This is a genomic window from Janthinobacterium sp. HH102 (assembly GCF_001758625.2).
Taxonomy (GTDB): Bacteria; Pseudomonadota; Gammaproteobacteria; order Burkholderiales; family Burkholderiaceae_D; genus Janthinobacterium.
Genome location: NZ_CP062062.1, coordinates 4,667,810 through 4,684,270, shown reverse-complemented (window position 1 = coordinate 4,684,270; position 16,461 = coordinate 4,667,810). Strand labels below are relative to the sequence as shown.

General features: G+C 63.0%; 17 protein-coding genes. 12 read left to right on the top strand and 5 right to left on the bottom strand.

The genetic code is table 11. The features are described from left to right. Window positions 1-32: 32 nt before the first annotated feature. Genes nuoL through JAB4_RS21270 form a run of 10 tightly spaced genes read left to right on the top strand, consistent with a single transcriptional unit; the run spans window position 33 to window position 9,615 of the window. Window positions 33-2,117, top strand: a complete 2,085-nt coding sequence (gene nuoL, locus JAB4_RS21315; RefSeq protein WP_070224107.1) for an NADH-quinone oxidoreductase subunit L — start codon at window positions 33-35, stop codon at window positions 2,115-2,117. Window positions 2,118-2,146: 29 nt separating this feature from the next. After that, a complete protein-coding gene (locus tag JAB4_RS21310; RefSeq protein WP_070224106.1) occupies window positions 2,147-3,646 on the top strand; it encodes an NADH-quinone oxidoreductase subunit M in 1,500 nt (499 codons plus the stop codon). 16 nt (window positions 3,647-3,662) lie between these two features. After that, a complete protein-coding gene (gene nuoN, locus JAB4_RS21305) occupies window positions 3,663-5,165 on the top strand; it encodes an NADH-quinone oxidoreductase subunit NuoN (protein WP_070224105.1) in 1,503 nt (500 codons plus the stop codon). A gap of 3 nt (window positions 5,166-5,168) precedes the next feature. Next, a complete protein-coding gene (locus JAB4_RS21300) occupies window positions 5,169-5,492 on the top strand; it encodes a DUF2818 family protein (RefSeq protein WP_070224104.1) in 324 nt (107 codons plus the stop codon). A 57-nt stretch (window positions 5,493-5,549) separates the two neighbouring features. Next, window positions 5,550-6,107, top strand: a complete 558-nt coding sequence (locus JAB4_RS21295) for an NUDIX hydrolase (protein WP_070224103.1) — start codon at window positions 5,550-5,552, stop codon at window positions 6,105-6,107. An 8-nt stretch (window positions 6,108-6,115) separates the two neighbouring features. Continuing rightward, window positions 6,116-6,811, top strand: coding sequence for a hypothetical protein (locus tag JAB4_RS21290; RefSeq protein WP_070224102.1), 696 nt, complete (start codon window positions 6,116-6,118; stop codon window positions 6,809-6,811). Between the two features lie 12 nt (window positions 6,812-6,823). Next, window positions 6,824-7,537 carry a 2-C-methyl-D-erythritol 4-phosphate cytidylyltransferase gene (ispD, locus tag JAB4_RS21285; RefSeq protein WP_070224101.1) on the top strand — a complete coding sequence of 238 codons (714 nt, stop codon included), beginning with the start codon at window positions 6,824-6,826 and terminating at the stop codon, window positions 7,535-7,537. Between the two features lie 16 nt (window positions 7,538-7,553). Further along, the gene (ispF, locus tag JAB4_RS21280; RefSeq protein ID WP_070224100.1) at window positions 7,554-8,054 is read left to right on the top strand and encodes a 2-C-methyl-D-erythritol 2,4-cyclodiphosphate synthase; all 501 of its coding nucleotides are present in this window, start codon (window positions 7,554-7,556) and stop codon (window positions 8,052-8,054) included. A gap of 37 nt (window positions 8,055-8,091) precedes the next feature. Next, window positions 8,092-9,255, top strand: coding sequence for a PQQ-dependent sugar dehydrogenase (locus JAB4_RS21275; protein WP_070224099.1), 1,164 nt, complete (start codon window positions 8,092-8,094; stop codon window positions 9,253-9,255). Window positions 9,256-9,312: 57 nt separating this feature from the next. Next, window positions 9,313-9,615 (top strand): hypothetical protein, encoded by a 303-nt coding sequence (locus tag JAB4_RS21270; protein WP_070224098.1) that lies wholly within the window; start codon window positions 9,313-9,315, stop codon window positions 9,613-9,615. A gap of 10 nt (window positions 9,616-9,625) precedes the next feature. Here the strand turns inward: JAB4_RS21270 and JAB4_RS21265 are convergent, their stop codons facing one another. Beyond that, window positions 9,626-10,840: an MFS transporter gene (locus JAB4_RS21265; RefSeq protein WP_070224097.1), complete on the bottom strand. Its 1,215-nt coding sequence runs from the start codon at window positions 10,838-10,840 to the stop codon at window positions 9,626-9,628. Window positions 10,841-10,930: 90 nt separating this feature from the next. Between JAB4_RS21265 and JAB4_RS21260 the strand changes: the two genes are divergently transcribed. Continuing rightward, complete coding sequence (locus JAB4_RS21260; RefSeq protein ID WP_070224096.1) at window positions 10,931-11,551, top strand: TetR/AcrR family transcriptional regulator; 621 nt, start codon at window positions 10,931-10,933, stop codon at window positions 11,549-11,551. On the opposite strand, the gene JAB4_RS21255 is transcribed toward JAB4_RS21260, so the two are convergent. Continuing rightward, window positions 11,552-11,890, bottom strand: coding sequence for an MmcQ/YjbR family DNA-binding protein (locus JAB4_RS21255; protein WP_046683867.1), 339 nt, complete (start codon window positions 11,888-11,890; stop codon window positions 11,552-11,554). Between the two features lie 515 nt (window positions 11,891-12,405). On the opposite strand from JAB4_RS21255, the gene JAB4_RS21250 reads away from it, so the two are divergent. Then, window positions 12,406-13,062, top strand: coding sequence for a CCXG family PEP-CTERM protein (locus tag JAB4_RS21250; protein WP_070224184.1), 657 nt, complete (start codon window positions 12,406-12,408; stop codon window positions 13,060-13,062). A gap of 94 nt (window positions 13,063-13,156) precedes the next feature. Here the strand turns inward: JAB4_RS21250 and JAB4_RS21245 are convergent, their stop codons facing one another. The 3 genes from JAB4_RS21245 to ribA all read right to left on the bottom strand — a co-directional run bounded on the left by JAB4_RS21245 (window position 13,157) and on the right by ribA (window position 16,257). Continuing rightward, the gene (locus JAB4_RS21245; protein WP_070224095.1) at window positions 13,157-14,137 is read right to left on the bottom strand and encodes an FHA domain-containing protein; all 981 of its coding nucleotides are present in this window, start codon (window positions 14,135-14,137) and stop codon (window positions 13,157-13,159) included. Continuing rightward, window positions 14,134-15,531 (bottom strand): serine protease, encoded by a 1,398-nt coding sequence (locus JAB4_RS21240; protein WP_070300466.1) that lies wholly within the window; start codon window positions 15,529-15,531, stop codon window positions 14,134-14,136. Before JAB4_RS21240 ends, JAB4_RS21245 begins: the two co-directional genes overlap by 4 nt. Before the next feature lie 72 nt (window positions 15,532-15,603). Continuing rightward, window positions 15,604-16,257: a GTP cyclohydrolase II gene (gene ribA / locus JAB4_RS21235; protein WP_070224093.1), complete on the bottom strand. Its 654-nt coding sequence runs from the start codon at window positions 16,255-16,257 to the stop codon at window positions 15,604-15,606. Window positions 16,258-16,461: the final 204 nt, after the last annotated feature.

The following is a 16,461-nucleotide window of genomic DNA, read 5'->3' as shown; positions in this document are numbered from 1 at the left end:
GATCTCTCGAATAATAACGATTAAGGTTCATCATGGCGGGGCAACTCCTCAACCCTAACCTCCTTCTTGCCGTACCGCTGGCGCCGCTGGCCGGTGCCGCGATTGCAGGCTTGCTTGGCACCCAGTTCCTGGGTAATTTGGTCGGACGCAAGACGTCGCATACCGCGACGATCCTGGGCGTACTGATTGCGTTCATCCTGTCCGTGCAGACACTGCTGGCAGTGATGGATGGCGCGACATTCAATGGCACGATCTATAACTGGATGACGATCGGCACCCTGAAGATGGAAGTGGGCTTCCAGATCGATTCGCTGTCGGCGATGATGATGTGCGTGGTCACCTTCGTCTCCCTGATGGTGCATATCTACACGATCGGCTACATGAAGGACGACGAAGGCTACAACCGCTTCTTCGCCTACATCTCGCTGTTCACGTTCTCGATGTTGATGCTGGTCATGGCCAACAACTTCCTGCAGCTGTTCTTCGGTTGGGAAGCCGTGGGCCTGGTCTCTTATCTGCTGATCGGTTTCTGGTACCAGCGTCCGACGGCCATCGTGGCCAACATGAAGGCTTTCCTCGTCAACCGCGTGGGCGACTTCGGCTTCATCCTCGGTATCGGCCTGCTGCTGGCATTCGCCGGCACCATGAACTACCAGGAAGTGTTCGCCAAGAAAGACGAACTGGCACTGCTGACGATGCCGGGCACCGACTGGGCCCTGCTGACCGTGGCCTGCATCTGCCTGTTCATCGGCGCGATGGGCAAGTCGGCGCAGTTCCCGCTGCACGTGTGGCTGCCTGACTCGATGGAAGGTCCTACCCCGATCTCGGCACTGATTCACGCCGCGACGATGGTGACGGCCGGTATCTTCATGGTCTCGCGCATGTCGCCGCTGTTCGAACTGTCCGACACGGCACTGTCCTTCATCCTGGTGATCGGTTCCATCACGGCGCTGTTCATGGGCTTTTTGGGCATCATCCAGAACGACATCAAGCGCGTCGTCGCTTACTCGACCCTGTCGCAGCTCGGTTACATGACCGTGGCGCTCGGTTCGTCCGCGTACTCCGTGGCCGTGTTCCATCTGATGACGCACGCATTCTTCAAGGCACTGCTGTTCCTGGGCGCCGGTTCCGTCATCATCGGCATGCACCATGACCAGGACATCCGCAACATGGGCGGCCTGCGCAAGTACATGCCGATCACCTGGATCACCTCACTGGTCGGTTCGCTGGCCCTGATCGGCACGCCGCTGTTCTCCGGTTTCTACTCGAAAGACAGCATCATCGAAGCCGTCGAAGCGACGCACATCTGGGGCGCTGGCTTTGCCCAGTTCGCCGTGCTGGCTGGCGTGTTCGTCACCGCCTTCTACTCGTTCCGCATGTATTTCCTCGTCTTCCACGGCAAGGAACGTTTCGGCCAGGCACATGCGCACGGTCATGACGACCATCACGCGCCTGCTGCCAAGCATGATTCGGACGCGCACGATGAAGAAGACGAAGACGACCACGCGCACCACGGCCTGGAACCTGGCCAGAAGCCGCATGAATCGCCGTTCGTCGTCTGGTTCCCGCTGGTGATGCTGGCGATCCCTTCCTTGATCATCGGTTACCTGACGATCGGCCCGATGCTGCATGGCGATTTCTTCAAGGGCGTGATCTTTGTCGGCGAAAACCATCCGGCAATGGAAGAGTTGTCGCATGAATTCCACGGCGCGATGGCGATGGCGATCCACGGCCTGTCGACGGCACCGTTCTGGCTGGCATTGTCCGGCGTGGTGGCAGCCTACTACTGCTACATGGTCAACCCGCGCGTACCAGCCTGGTTCTTTGCCAAGTTCCACGCGATCCACACCCTGCTGGACAACAAGTACTACATGGACAAGTTCAATGAAGTCGTGTTCGCCGGCGGTGCCCGCTTGCTGGGTAATGGCCTGTGGAACTTCGGTGACAAGAAGCTGATCGACGGTTTCGTCGTCAATGGCAGCGCCAAGGTTGTCGCCTGGCTGTCCTCGCTGTCGCGAGTGTTGCAGACCGGCTACATCTATCACTATGCATTCGTGATGATCCTGGGCGTGCTGGGCTTCCTGATCTATTTCCTGCCATTCTGGCCCGCTAAGTAAGCTGACCTGATAAAAGAATACTGAGAACCATGATGCAGTCTACGATTTCTACACTACCTCCTTACCTGAGTCTGTCGATCTGGGTGCCGATCATTTGCGGCGTCCTGGTCCTGGCTCTCGGCCGTGACAGCAAAGCGGGCTTTACCCGCTGGCTGTCGCTGGCTGGCGCCGTGCTCAGCATGCTGTGCACCTTGCCGCTGATCCAGCATTTCGACAACGCCGCGCACGGCATGCAATTCGTCGAAAAAGCGCCGTGGATAGCAACCTTCAATATCTGGTACTCGCTGGGTATCGACGGCCTGTCGCTGTGGTTCGTGCCACTGACGGCATTCATCACGGTCATCGTCGTCATTTCGGCTTGGCAAGTGATCGAGAAGCGCATCGCCCAGTACATGGGCTCGTTTTTGATCCTGTCGGGCCTGATGATCGGCGTGTTCTGCGCGCTGGACGGCTTGCTGTTCTACTTCTTCTTTGAAGCAACCCTGATCCCGATGTTCATCATCATCGGTATCTGGGGCGGCTCGAACCGCGTGTACGCGTCGTTCAAGTTCTTCCTGTACACCTTCTTCGGTTCGCTGCTGACCCTGGTTGCCATCATCTACCTGCGCAATGTGACGGGTACCTTCGACATCCTGGCCTGGCATGTGTTCAAGCTGACGATGAACGAGCAGATCTTCATCTTCCTGGCCTTCCTGATGGCGTTTGCCGTCAAGGTGCCGATGTTCCCCGTCCACACGTGGTTGCCGGACGTCCACGTGGAAGCGCCGACGGGCGGTTCCGCCGTGCTGGCCGCCATCATGCTGAAACTGGGCGCGTATGGTTTCCTGCGTTTTTCGCTGCCGATCACGCCGGACGCCAGCCACTACCTGTCGGGCTTCATGATCGCCTTGTCGCTGATCGCCGTCATCTACATCGGTCTGGTTGCCCTGGTGCAAACCGACATGAAAAAACTGGTCGCCTATTCGTCGATCGCGCACATGGGTTTCGTCACCCTGGGCTTCTTCATGTTCAACGACATTTCGGTGCAGGGCGGTATCGTGCAGATGGTCTCGCACGGCTTCATCTCCGGCGCGATGTTCCTGTGCATCGGCGTACTGTATGACCGCATGCATACCCGCAACATCGCAGACTACGGCGGCGTCGTGAACCGCATGCCGAAATTTGCCGCCTTCTTCGTGCTGTTTTCGATGGCCAACTGCGGTCTGCCAGCGACGTCCGGCTTCGTCGGCGAGTTCATGGTGATCCTGGGCGCGGTGAAATACAACTTCTGGATCGGTCTGCTGGCTGCAACGGCACTGATCTGGGGCGCGGCGTACTCGCTGTGGATGGCCAAGCGCGTGGTGTTCGGCAAGATCAAGAACAAGCACGTGGCCGAATTGACCGACATCAACAAACGTGAATTCTTCATGCTTGCTGTGCTGGCCATCGCCGTGCTCGTGATGGGTCTGTACCCAGCCCCGTTCACCGACACGATGCAAACTTCGGTTGCCGACCTGCTGCAGCATGTCGCCATCAGCAAGTTGCCTTAAATAGAAGACCGATAACATGACTAATGCACCTAATCTGGTACCGCTGTACGCGGAAATCTTTCTGCTGATCGCCACGTCGGCGCTCTTGCTGATCGATATGTTCTTGCCTGCGGCGAAGCGTTCGATCACCTATGCGCTGTCCTTGCTGACCCTGGCCGGCTGCGCCTTGCTGACCGTGGGCGACTTCAACGCGGGCACCACTGTCTACACGTTCCACAATATGTTCGTGTCGGACCCGATGTCGCAGCTGCTGAAACTGTTCTCGTACGGCGCCGTGGCGCTGACCCTGATCTACTCGCGTGCCTATGCCACCGACCGCAGCATGCTGTCGGGTAACCTGGGCGGCGAGTTCTACGTGCTGGCCCTGTTTGCACTGCTGGGCCAGATGATCATGATCTCGGCCAACAACTTCCTGATCATCTACCTGGGTCTGGAACTGATGTCGCTGTCGCTGTACGCGCTGATCGCTCTGCGCCGTGACAATGCCAAGGCCACGGAAGCGGCCATGAAATACTTCATCCTGGGCGCGCTGGCTTCCGGTTTCATGTTGTACGGTATCTCGATGCTGTACGGCGCGTCCGGCACGCTGGACCTGGGCGAATTGCGCGTGGCGCTGGAAAACGGCAAGACCAACGGCACCATCATGGTCTTCGGCCTGGTGTTCCTGGTAGCCGGCCTGGCCTTCAAACTGGGCGTCGTGCCATTCCACATGTGGGTGCCTGACGTGTATCAAGGTTCGCCGACGGCCGTGACCCTGCTGCTGGGCGCGGCCCCGAAACTGGCCGCTTTCGCCATCACCCTGCGCTTGCTGGCCGAAGGCTTGCTGCCGATGGCGCATGACTGGCAGCAGATGTTGCTGGTGCTGGCCGTGATGTCGCTGGCCATCGGTAACTTCACCGCCATCGCGCAAACGAATTTGAAGCGCATGTTGGCGTACTCGACCATCGCGCAAATGGGCTTCGTCCTGCTGGGCTTGCTGTCCGGTACCGTCGACGCGCCGAACAACACGCTGAACGCGGCTGGCGCAGCCACCGCCTACGGCGCTTCGATGTATTACGTCATCACCTACGTGTTTACCACCCTGGGTACCTTCGGCGTGATCATGTTGTTGGCACGTAATGGTTTCGAAGCAGAAGAACTGGCCGACTTCAAGGGCCTGGGCAAACGCAGCCCGATCTTCGCGCTGGTGATGACCCTGTTCATGTTCTCGCTGGCCGGCGTGCCGCCGCTGATGGGCTTCATGGCCAAGTACTCGGTGCTCGCTTCGGTATTGGCGACGGGCCAGCTGTGGCTGACCATCGCCGCCGTGCTGTTCTCGCTGATCGGCGCGTTCTACTACCTGCGCGTCGTGAAAATGATGTGGTTCGACGAGCCGACCGACAGCAATGCGCTGGTCGTGCATGGCGACATGCGCGTCGTGCTGGCCCTGAACGGCGTGTTCGTTCTGGCCCTTGGTGTGATGCCTAACAGCATCCTGGCTGCCTGCGCGACCGCCATCACCAAGACCCTGGCGTCCTGATCGATGGATGTCACCGCCTCGAGCTGGCTGGTGATCGCCCTGGGCATCCTGGGCGCCAACCTGCCTTTCCTGAACGAGAAACTGTTTGCCGCCGTGCCGCTGAAAAAGGCGGCGCAAGCGGAGCAGGGCTGGCGCAAGCCGCTGGCGCTGCGCCTGCTGGAGATGGTGATTCTGTACTTCATCGTCGGCGCCGTGGCGTTCGCGCTCGAGGCGCGCATCGGCAACGGTTTCCCGCAGACGTGGGAGTTCTATGCCATCACGGGATGCCTGTTCCTGGTGCTGGCTTTCCCAGGCTTTGTCGGACGCTACCTGCGCAAACGCCGTTAGCAACAACGACCGAAAGCGGCGCCTCTGGCGCCGTTTTTTATTGAATAAAGGAATTCCATGGATACGAATCTGATTGAAACCAAGGTCGACGGCGAACTCGTCTACCAGGGCGGCTTCCTGCGCGTGCAGCGCGACCGTGTTGCACTGCCGGACGGCAAGATCACGGCGCGCGAATTCGTTTTGCATCCGGGCGCCGTCGTGATCCTGCCGCTGCTCGACGACGGCGCGGTGCTGATGGAACGCCAGTACCGTTATCCGCTGGACCGGGTCTTCATCGAATTTCCTGCTGGTAAAATCGATGCGGGCGAGTCGCACCTGGCCTGCGCCCAGCGCGAATTGCTGGAAGAAACGGGCTACACGGCCAGCGACTGGCAATTCGTCTCCACCATCCACAACGCCATCGCGTATTCCGACGAGCACCTGGAACTGTTTCTGGCGCGCGGGCTCGTGGCCGGCGAACGCCAGCTCGACGAGGGTGAATTCCTGGAAACGTTTACTGCCACGGTGCCGCAGCTGCTCGGCTGGGTCAGGGATGGCACGATCACGGACGTGAAGACCGTCATCGGTATCTTCTGGCTCGACAAGATTACCAGCGGCGCCTGGCAAGCGGCCTGATTCCGCACATGCGCGCGGCGCTTTTTCTGCTGCTGGCCTGTGTCACCTGGGGTGCGCAGGCGCAGGCGCGCACGCCGTTCCAGGTGCGCTGCGAAGACACGATCAGCAAGACGGTGTCCGTGCTGACGGTGCAGCAGAACGGCTACAGCATCGACACGCATCTGCCGTACAAGGCGCTGACGGTGATGAAGGGCACGGCGCGCGCGAACACCTGGGTGCTGGGCCTGACGAAGACGGATTCGCGCGTGGCCATCGCGCTGGCCGGTCCCATGCTGCAAGACCCGGCCAGCGGCTACGAATGCGTGGCGCCGCAGATTACCGTGAGCCTGACATATGCGCCCGTGGTGATCTATATCGGCCGCGAGTTTGCCCCCGGTACGTGCGCGTATGATGAGATACTCGCGCATGAGCTGCGGCACATGAAAACCTATATGGAACACCTGCCGCGCGTGGAAAAGACCGTGCGCGCCGCGCTGGCCAGACGCTTCGAGGCGCGGCCCCTGTACGCGCCCAGCGGCACGGCCAAGGCGGCGCTGGCGCGCGAAATCGATACGGGCTGGTTGCCGTATATCAAGGCGGAAATGCGCAAGGTGGAAACCTTGCAGGCCGCCATCGATTCGCCGCAAGAATATGCGCGCCTGGGCAAGGCGTGCAAGGGCGAAATCCAGAACATCCTGGCGGGCAAGACAGCGCCCGCCAACTAGACAAGGAATGGCATGACCGCAGCATCGAACACCGTCCGTTATTTTGCCCTGATCCCCGCCGCCGGCGTGGGTGCGCGCATGGAAGCGGGCAGTCCCAAGCAATATTTGGCCATCGCCGGCAAACCCATGCTGCGCCACGCGCTCGACGCCTTTCTCGCCAGCCCCCTGATCGCGCATACGTATGTCGTCGTCAGCGCCGAGGATGGCCAGATCGACGCCGTCGTGCCGGAGCAGGGCGCGGGGCATGGCGTCACCGTGCTGCGCTGCGGCGGCGCCACGCGCATGGACAGCATCCTGAATGGCTTGCACGCCGTGCACGGCAGCATCGATGCCCATGACCAGGTGCTGGTGCACGACGCGGCCCGGCCCGGTCTGACGCCGGCGCTGATCGAAAAGCTGATCATGGAAGTGGGCGACCACCCGGCCGGTGGCTTGCTGGCCTTGCCCGTGGTCGATACCGTCAAGCGGGCCGGGCCGGGCAGCCTGTCGGCGCAGACGGTGCCACGCGATCATCTATGGCTGGCGCAGACGCCGCAAATGTTCAGCTATGCGCTGCTGCACCGGGCACTATCCGAAGCGCCCGATCCGCTGGCGATCACGGACGACGCCAGCGCCGTCGAAGCGCTGGGCCTGGCTCCGAAACTGGTCGAGGGCCATCCGCGCAACCTGAAGGTGACCCTGCCGCGCGACATCCACACGGCCGAGCTGTATTTGGCCCATCCTTGACTCCAGAAAGACCTGCATGCACACAACGACTCCCGACCTCCCATTTCGCATCGGCCAGGGCTATGACTGCCACGCGCTGGTGGAGCACCGTGACCTGATCATCGGCGGCGTGAAAATTCCCCATCACCTCGGCTTGCTCGGCCACTCCGACGCGGACGTGCTGCTGCACGCGATTACGGACGCCATCTTCGGCGCCGCCGCCCTGGGCGACATCGGCCGCCACTTCCCCGACACGGACGCGCAATTCAAAGGCGCCGATTCGCGCACCCTGCTGCGCGAAGCCGTGCGCCGCGTGCAAGCGACCGGTTATATCATCGGCAATATCGACGCCACCATCATCGCCCAGCGTCCGAAAATGGCGCCGCACATCGCCGCCATGTGCGCGAACGTGGCCGAAGACCTCGGTGTGACCGTGGGCCAGGTCAATATCAAGGCCAAGACGAATGAAAAACTGGGCTACCTGGGGCGGGAAGAGGGCATCGCGGCAGAAGCGGTGGCCCTGCTGCTGCGCGCCTGAGACGCCAACCATTGATCGATTAACGACAGGAGTAGCCATGTTCCAGTTACGCCGTAGCAGCATCTTGCTTGCCCTGGCATTGACTGCCGCACCAGCGGCCTGGGCCGAACTGCAAGCCACGGGCGAGCCGCCCGCCGCCAGACAGGGCTGGAAGGCCGAGACCGTCGCGCAGGGCGTGCGCCAGCCGTGGGGCATCGCCTGGCTGGGCGAGGGCCGCGCCCTCGTCACCAGCAAGCAGGGGACCTTGCATCTGCTCACTGGCAAGACATTCGAGGACGTGGCGCTGGAAGGCATGCCCAAGGTGTTTACGGGCGGGCAGGGCGGCCTGCTCGATATCGTGCTGCATCCGCAGGATGCGGGCAAGCCGAACCTGCGCGTCTACATGACGGTGTCGACGGGCACGAATGACGCGAATCGCACGACCCTGGTGCGCGGCGTGTTCGACGGCAAGAAGGTGACGGGCATCGAGACCCTGTTCAAGGTGGCGACCGACAAGAGGGGCGGCCAGCATTTCGGTTCGCGCCTGCTGTGGCTGCCGGACGGCACTTTGCTGATGAGCGTGGCCGACGGCGGCAATCCGCCGCTGCGCATCGGTGACCGCCTGGCGCGCGAGCAGGCGCAAAACCTCGCCACGCACCAGGGCTCCATCCTGCGTCTGACGCAAGACGGTAAACCGGCGCCCGGCAATCCGCTGGCCGCCAAGGGGGCCTTGCCGGAAATCTGGTCGTACGGCCACCGCAACGTGCAGGGCCTGGCACTCGACCCTGTTTCCGGCCGCGTGTGGGCCACGGAACACGGTCCGTATGGCGGCGACGAGCTGAACCTGGTGGTGGCGGGCGGCAACTACGGCTGGCCCCTGCAAAGCTACGGCGCCGACTACAAGACGCATGAACCCGTCGGCAAGCATGAGGTGCCCGGCATGCTCAATCCGAGCGTGGCCTGGGTGCCGTCGCCGGCCCCGTCGGGGCTGGCCGTCTATACGGGCGACAAGATCGCCGCCTGGCGCGGCAGCATCTTCAGCGGCGGCCTGGCGGCCAAGGATATCCGCCGCATCGCCGTCGATGCGAACGGCAAGGTGACGGGGCAGGACCGCCTGGACATCGGCGCGCGCGTGCGCGACGTGCGCCAGGGACCGGATGGCTACCTGTATGCGCTGACGGACGAAGACAATGGCCGCCTGCTGCGCATCGTGCCGCGGTAATACGCCAGGCGCCGTCTTCGCTTAAGATGGCGCCTTTATTTCATTTAAGGTGGCGGCATGGCCCGTGATACTTATGCATACCGGCATGTTGCCGTCGAATCGCGCGCGATTCATGGCCGCGTGGAAATCCGCCCCGTGCCGGGCCAGGCGTTTTCGCCGGAACTGGCCGTGCAGTGCTCGCGCCGCCTGGTCGACCTGCAGCGCTATCCGCTGGGCAGCCGCTTTTTACTGTTTGCCAAGCTGACGGACCGCCTGGGCGGCACGCCTTTCCTGTATGCCTATCACGGCGATGCGGATGTGCCCATGACGCCGGCCGAAGTGACGAAATTCCTCGGCGAATTCCGCCGCGGCCGCATCTGAAGGCACGGTCCTACGACGCTGGGCAGGCCGCGCCGGCCTTGGCGGCGGCCTGCGGCTTGCCGAACAGCGCGATCGTCAAGGCGCAGCCGAGGGCGAACAGGCCGCCCACCACCATCGCGCTCGACACGCCCAGCCGGTCGACGGCCATGCCGCCGAGCAAGGCGCCCGACGCCAGCGATACTTGCACAATGGCGACAAACAGCGCGCTGCTGCCTTCCATCAAATGGGGCGCCGCCTTGAACATCCACGTCTGGACGGCGATCGGCATGGCGCCGAAACCGAAGCCCCAGACGGCCACCAGCAGCATGGCCGTCACCGAGTGGCTGCCGAACGCGGCCAGGGCGAGGGTGGACAGGCCCAGCACGGCGCCTGTGACCATCAGCGCGGCCCGTTCGTAGCGCCCGGCCGCCCAGCCGCCCACGAGGTTGCCGATGAAGCCGGAAGCGCCGTACACGAGCAGCATGGCACTGACTGTGCCAGCCGCCAAGTGCGAGATCTGCGTGAGGAAGGGCGCGATATACGTGTAAGCGGCGAACTGGCCCGTAAACAGCATGGCCGTGGCGATCAGGCCCAGTCTGGCCTTGCGGATGCCGAAAATCATCGGCAGCTGGCGCAGGCGGATGGCCTGTGTCGGCGGCAGCTTGGGCAGCAGCAAGAGCTGGCCGATGAAGACCAGCACGGCAATGGCGCTGGCCGCGCCGAAAGCCACGCGCCAGCCCACCAGATCGCCCACCAGCGCGCCGGCCGGCACGCCCGCCACCGTGCCCAGCGAGACGCCGGCGAAGATGATGGACATGGCGCGCGAGGCATGCTGCGGCGCCACCAGGCGCGGGCCGATGGCGCTGCCGATGGCCCAGAAGCCGCCCACGCCCACGCCCAGCATGGCGCGGCCCAGCAGTATCCACGCATACGAGGGCGCCAGCGCCACCAGCAGGTTCGAGGCGACGAGCAGGGCGGTGAGCGCCAGCAGCACGATGCGGCGGTCCAGCCGGCCCGAGCCGACGGTGACGAAGATGGCGGCGAACGCGGCAACGATGCCGGGCGTGGTGATCATCAGCCCCGCCTGGCCCTTGCTGATGGCCAGTTCGGCGGCCATCGCGGGCAGCAGGCCGACGGGCAGGAATTCGGAGGTGACGAGGGCGAAGGCGCCGATGCCGACCGATAAGACGGCCAGCCACGGCGCCACGGTGGTATCGTCGGCAGAGGTGTTGGAAGGTGTGTGCATAGGGTTCCTGAAAAGCCGGGAGGTTTTTAACCGGTCGGTATATAATCAGGGCAGGCAGACAGTGTTGTCAATAATTTTTTACCGAACGGTATGAAACAAGATAAAAAAGAGGAAGTCGTCAAGGCGAAAACGGGGCGGCCACGCACGTTCGACGCGGACGAGGCGCTCGATTGCGCCATGAAAGTGTTCTGGGAAAAGGGCTATGAGGGCAGTTCCTTGCCGGAATTGACGAAGGCCATGGGCATGAACCGGCCCAGCCTGTATGCCGTCTTCGGCAACAAGGAGCAATTGTTCCACAAGGCGCTCGAGCGCTACAGCGACACGCGCATGCGGTTTTTCGATGCGGCCCTGGAACAGCCGACGGCGCGCCAGGTGGTGGAAGCCCTGCTGACGCAGTATGTCGACGCGCAAACCATGCCGGACGGCCCGCACGGCTGCATGGGCGTCAATGCGGCGCTCGCCTGCAGCGACGACGCCTTGCCGATCCGCGATGAATTGTTCGCGCGCCGGCTGCGCGGTGAAATCAAATTGCGCGACCGCTTGCGGCGCGCGAAGGAGGAGGGGGATCTGCCGCCCGATTCCTGCCCGGAGCAGCAGGCGCGCTTTGTCGTGACCCTGTCGCAGGGCATGGCCATCCAGGCGGCCGCCGGTGTCTCGCGCGAGCAATTGCAGCAAATGGTGGGCTTGCTGCTGCGCAATTGGCCGATGTAGCTATCCCGTCGGGGCGATGGTCTTGGCCAGGTCGCTCGGTGCCTTGCGCCGCCAGGCGGCCGTCAGGGCGGCGGCCAGCATGTCCAGTTCCGCGTCCGCCAGGCATACCGTGATGCCGGCCAGGCGTTCGCCCCACCAGAGTTTCTCGCAGCCGGACGGCGTGATGACGGTGGCGATATGCGCCGCTTCCGCATCGAGCAGCACGTTGATGTGCTCGTCATCGGGCAGGGTGGCAAAGATCTTCCCGCCCACGCGGAAGGCTGGACGGTCGTGGTGTTCTTCCTCGCTCGTGTCGGGAAACGACAGTGCCAGATAGCGTAGTTCTTCCAGGTCGACCATTCCTCTTTCCCCCTCATCGGACAGATAGCAGCGTGACTACATTTTGCCATGCTGTTTCGCCCCGTGGTGCAGCGGCATGCGAAAAGAAATGCGCGCGATGCGACACTGACGGCCTGATCTGTGGTGCCGCCGCGACATGCCGCGCGCCGCAGATGGCCGTCGCGCCAGAGTGGAAGCTGGCGCTTTTCTGCCGCCGGGCAGGTGATTGCCAGAAAAATATCTTTCATGGTCAAAAGAAAAATACTTTTCTTCTGGGGAATTTACGCTAGAATAGCTCCATCGTCTTACCTGACCCGTCAATTGTCTGGCCTTGTCCCGGGAACCCGAACCCTTTCCAGGACGCTTGCAGTGCCGCCATGGCACGCCGCAAGTCCGCATTGTCACGCGGAAGTTCACGCCCCCGACCGCTCATCCTTGCAATTCCTGGCGCTATGCCGACACGCCTCAATGCAGCGTGTATTCAGCTCCAGTGCACCTTGCTGCGCCCACTGAATACTTACTTACTGGATACCATCATGAAAAACTTGCCTAAAATCGCCCTGTCCCTGATCGTTGTCGGTGCGTTTGCCCACGCGAACGCCAGCACCATCACCGTGTCCACCGGCTATTCGAACGCTGGCGCGCAAAGCTCCGCCGCCGCCTATGAATCCGCCGTGAACGCCGCCGTGGCCACGCCAGGCGCCGGCTATGGCTCGACGACGATTGCCAGCTACGATAACGTCAACAACAGCGGCCTGTTCGGCAGCGGCTCGAACATTGCCTTCAAATCCGTCATCAACTTTGGCGTCAGCGCGGCCGATGCTGGCGCCTGGAGCTTCCGCAGCGGCGTCGACTTCGGCAAGGGCGGCGCCCTGTTCCTCGACGGCGTGGCGCTGGACTTCAAGAGCAATGACATGTGGTGGGCAGGCAACTACAACAATGGCAGCCAGTTCCTCAGCGGTTCGAGCGCCTTGTCGGCCGGTAACCATACCCTGAGCATTTATGGCCTGGAAGGTTGCTGCGATGGCGGCCAGCAAGCGCAGTTCAAGGCGGGCAACAACAATTTCGTCAGCTTCGGCGCCAACGATGGCTTGATCTCGGCCGTCCCTGAGCCAACCACCTACGCCATGCTGCTGGTCGGACTGGGCTTGCTGGGCTTTACGGCGCGCCGCAAGCAGGAAGCCAAGTTCTAAACAGCGATACGCTGCGCGCCTCGCGGCGCATTTAAAAAAAGCCCGCCGGTCTGTCAGGACTCGGCGGGCTTTTTGCCTGGCGGCGCTTGCATCGTCAATCGCCGCTGTCTTCGTCTTCGTCGGCGCCCTTGGCCGCCTTGCCCCGTTCGGCGTCGACGGCGCGCTGCAGGCTGGCCGCATCGCGGAAGAAGGCATCCGTCGTGTGATCCGGGCTCAGGCGCAAGGCCGGCGGGTAGAGCGCCGACATGTACGCCTCGTCGGCCAGGCGGCCGCTGATCTGCAGGTTGCTCAGCAAAATCAGGGTCGAGCCAAGGATGGCCAGCACGACGGCGACAAGGCCGAAGCGGCGCGGATGCTGGGGCTTGATCGTGCACAGATGGTAGTAGATCATGGCGCAGACGATGACGATGAACACATGCCGTCCGTAGCGCGTCAGCGCTTCCAGCGAGAACGCATACGCCGCCACCTTGCTGCCCAGTTCCCACACTTCCATGGCCAGCAAGCCGCAACCGATGATGAACAGGTGGCGGCCGAAGCGCGCCACATGGCCGAACAGACGGTTCGCCACGGCCCAGATCGACGACCACACAAGGCCGCCGGCCAGCGCGGTGGCGATGATCATCAGGTAGGAAATCGGATCGAAGGCGTCCGCATCGCTGAGCCAGTTGCTGAAGGCGGCCGAAGCGCCGATCATGGCCAGGCCGGCGACGGCCGGGCGCAAGCCTTCCCAGTCATGCCTGGTCGTGTCGCCCAGTTCGGGCGCCACCGGATGGTCGCTGGCGCGCACGCGCAGGCGCGTGTGGCCCAGGCGCACGATGCTGTTGCCGTTCAGGGCCACTTGCGCTTGCCGCTGTCCCCGGTGGATCACGCCGTTATGGCTGCCCAGGTCGCGCAGCAGCAGGCCGCCTGCGCCATCGTCCTCGACAATGGCGTGCTCGGCCGCCGTATGCGGATCGTCGAGGATGAAGTCGTTGTCATAGCCGCGGCCGATGCGGATCGGCAGGGACTCCATCCGCTGGCGCCGCTGCACTTCGCCATTCTCGGCGAGGATTTCAAGGTAATAGGGCGGCTTCATGGCTTGCGGCTGCTTTCCCGCGACAGCGCTTCGAGGAAGGTGCGCGTGACGCGCATGCCGTTGGCGTAGGACACGCCGCGCGCGTCGATGCGGCTTTGCAGGCTCATCAGTGGCTCATCGGTGCTGGCGGCCAGCAGGGCAAAGTCGTACAGGCCCGTAAACTTGCGGTAGGCGCGCACGCACAGCACGGCGCGCAGGGGCAGGGTCTTGTTCTTGACGAACTGTTCGGTGCAATGGGGGCCTGTCAGGTGCGCGCTCTTGTAACTGCCGAAACTTTCATTCTTGAACGAGGCGCTGGCCAGCTCGGAAAAGCGCAGCGGGCCCAGTTCGCTGCTGCGCAGGAATTCGTGGCGCATCGACACCTGCCCCGTCTGCAGGGCGCCGGAAATGAAGATGGCCGACTCCATGGCGCAACTGGTGTTGTCGAGCAAATAAGGCTTGTCGGACTTGACGTTGGAGCGCCCCCAGCAGCGCATCTGGTCGGACTCGCGCACGGGCACGCGGTACGGGCCCATGGCTTTCAAGCTCAACGGCGTGTCGAGCAGGCGCGCCAGCATGACGTCCTGGTGCGCCAGCAGTTGCGCCGTCACCAGCGGCTTGAAGTCTTTCGGCGGCTTGCCTTGCTGCGCCACCTTGGCCAGCAATTGCTGCGCATAGCGGGCCGGCACGAGAAAACTGACGAGTTCGCCGTCGAGGCGTTTCGACACGTTCACGCCCGCGACGTCGCCATTCGCAGTGACGCTGGGGCCGCCGCTCATGCCGGAATTGATCGGTCCCGTAAACATCAGCTGGTCGTAGAAGCTGCGCGTGACGACGCCGTTGTACGAACCTTCCGAAATGGCGAAACCCAGGTCCAGCGGGTTGCCCATCGAGTACAGGTACTGGCCCTGCGTCAGCGGTGCCAGCGTCCCCGGCATCTTGAAAAAGCCCGTGCCGTGGCGGTTCACGCGCAGCACCGCCAGGTCGTGCAGCACGTCGACGGCCAGCAATTCCACATTGCCCCGCTGGCCGCTGGTGTCGACCCATTCGCCCACATAGGTGTCCGGGTCGAGGGCGAATTGCGACACGACGTGATAGTTGCTCACCACCAGGTCGCCCGTGCCGATCAAAAAGCCCGAGCCGACGGACGATTGCGTGCGGCCGTTTTTCAGCAGCACGCGCACTTGCAAAATGTCGGCGCGCGCGGCCGTGTACAGTTTTTGCGCGGCCGACGAGGGCGGCGGCAGGGCCGCATGTTCGGTGGCGGCAGGCGCGGCGGTGGCTGGCGGCGGCTTGGCGGGGGGAGTCGAAGCGGCGGTGGCCGCGGCTGGCGCAGGCGCCGGGGCCGGGGCCGCGTGGGCGCCTGCGCCAGCGCACAGGCTGGCAAGCAAGCAGGCGTAGTCAGAGAATTTCATGCATCCTTTGTGCGTGAGCAGGAGCGAAACGGGGGGCGCGCTGCCGCGCCGGCGCGGCTAGCCGGTTGGCAATTACAGGGCGCCGTCTTCCAGCGCCGGCGCCGTTTCCGGCGTCATCATGTGGCCCAGTTTGCTTTGCTTGGTATTCAGGTAGTGCTGGTTGAACGCATTGCGGTTGACCAGCAGCGGCACCCGTTCGGCCACCGTGATGCCCAGCGCTTCCATTGCCGCGATCTTGCGCGGGTTGTTCGTCATCAAACGCAGGCTGTGGATGCCGAATTGCGCAAACATGGGTTTGCACAAGGTGTAGTTGCGCGCGTCGGCCTTGAAGCCCAGCTGTTCATTCGCCTGCACCGTGTCGGCGCCTGCTTCTTGCAGGCGGTAGGCGCGGATTTTATTGATCAGGCCAATGCCGCGCCCTTCCTGGCGCAGGTACAGCAAGATGCCGCGGCCTTCCTCGGCGATGCGTTTCAAGGCGCCTTCGAGCTGGGCGCCGCAGTCGCAGCGCTGCGAAAACAGCACGTCGCCGGTCAGGCACTCGGAATGCACGCGCGCCAGCACCGGTTCGCCGTTGCCGATATCGCCCAGCACCATGGCCAGGTGTTCCTTGCCCGTGGCGTGTTCGACAAAGGCGTGCAGGGTGAACTGGGCCCACGGCGTCGGCAGTGCGCAGGAAGTCGTGTAATCCAATTCGCCTGTCGCCAGGAGGTCTGCGCCGCTTTGCATGGTTGTGCTCATATAAGTAATTGTCAAAAATAAAAGGCGCGCGACACCACTCCGGTGCCGGCGCGCCTTGCCATCATACCAAAAAGCAGGGAAACGTTTTCCCCGGTTGCCATTCGGTCGTTGCAATGTCTGGTGATGAACCTTACTTAGGGGCACTTCCTCCTTTTACAAGGTCGATGTCTGGCTATGCCTGGCGGATGCCGC

Coding starts and splice junctions, on each gene's coding strand:
- nuoL (WP_070224107.1), top strand. CDS start 33: ATGGCGGGGCAACTCCTCAACCCTAACCTCCTTCTTGCCGTACCGCTG.
- JAB4_RS21310 (WP_070224106.1), top strand. CDS start 2,147: ATGATGCAGTCTACGATTTCTACACTACCTCCTTACCTGAGTCTGTCG.
- nuoN (WP_070224105.1), top strand. CDS start 3,663: ATGACTAATGCACCTAATCTGGTACCGCTGTACGCGGAAATCTTTCTG.
- JAB4_RS21300 (WP_070224104.1), top strand. CDS start 5,169: ATGGATGTCACCGCCTCGAGCTGGCTGGTGATCGCCCTGGGCATCCTG.
- JAB4_RS21295 (WP_070224103.1), top strand. CDS start 5,550: ATGGATACGAATCTGATTGAAACCAAGGTCGACGGCGAACTCGTCTAC.
- JAB4_RS21290 (WP_070224102.1), top strand. CDS start 6,116: ATGCGCGCGGCGCTTTTTCTGCTGCTGGCCTGTGTCACCTGGGGTGCG.
- ispD (WP_070224101.1), top strand. CDS start 6,824: ATGACCGCAGCATCGAACACCGTCCGTTATTTTGCCCTGATCCCCGCC.
- ispF (WP_070224100.1), top strand. CDS start 7,554: ATGCACACAACGACTCCCGACCTCCCATTTCGCATCGGCCAGGGCTAT.
- JAB4_RS21275 (WP_070224099.1), top strand. CDS start 8,092: ATGTTCCAGTTACGCCGTAGCAGCATCTTGCTTGCCCTGGCATTGACT.
- JAB4_RS21270 (WP_070224098.1), top strand. CDS start 9,313: ATGGCCCGTGATACTTATGCATACCGGCATGTTGCCGTCGAATCGCGC.
- JAB4_RS21265 (WP_070224097.1), bottom strand. CDS start 10,840: ATGCACACACCTTCCAACACCTCTGCCGACGATACCACCGTGGCGCCG.
- JAB4_RS21260 (WP_070224096.1), top strand. CDS start 10,931: ATGAAACAAGATAAAAAAGAGGAAGTCGTCAAGGCGAAAACGGGGCGG.
- JAB4_RS21255 (WP_046683867.1), bottom strand. CDS start 11,890: ATGGTCGACCTGGAAGAACTACGCTATCTGGCACTGTCGTTTCCCGAC.
- JAB4_RS21250 (WP_070224184.1), top strand. CDS start 12,406: ATGAAAAACTTGCCTAAAATCGCCCTGTCCCTGATCGTTGTCGGTGCG.
- JAB4_RS21245 (WP_070224095.1), bottom strand. CDS start 14,137: ATGAAGCCGCCCTATTACCTTGAAATCCTCGCCGAGAATGGCGAAGTG.
- JAB4_RS21240 (WP_070300466.1), bottom strand. CDS start 15,531: ATGAAATTCTCTGACTACGCCTGCTTGCTTGCCAGCCTGTGCGCTGGC.
- ribA (WP_070224093.1), bottom strand. CDS start 16,257: ATGCAAAGCGGCGCAGACCTCCTGGCGACAGGCGAATTGGATTACACG.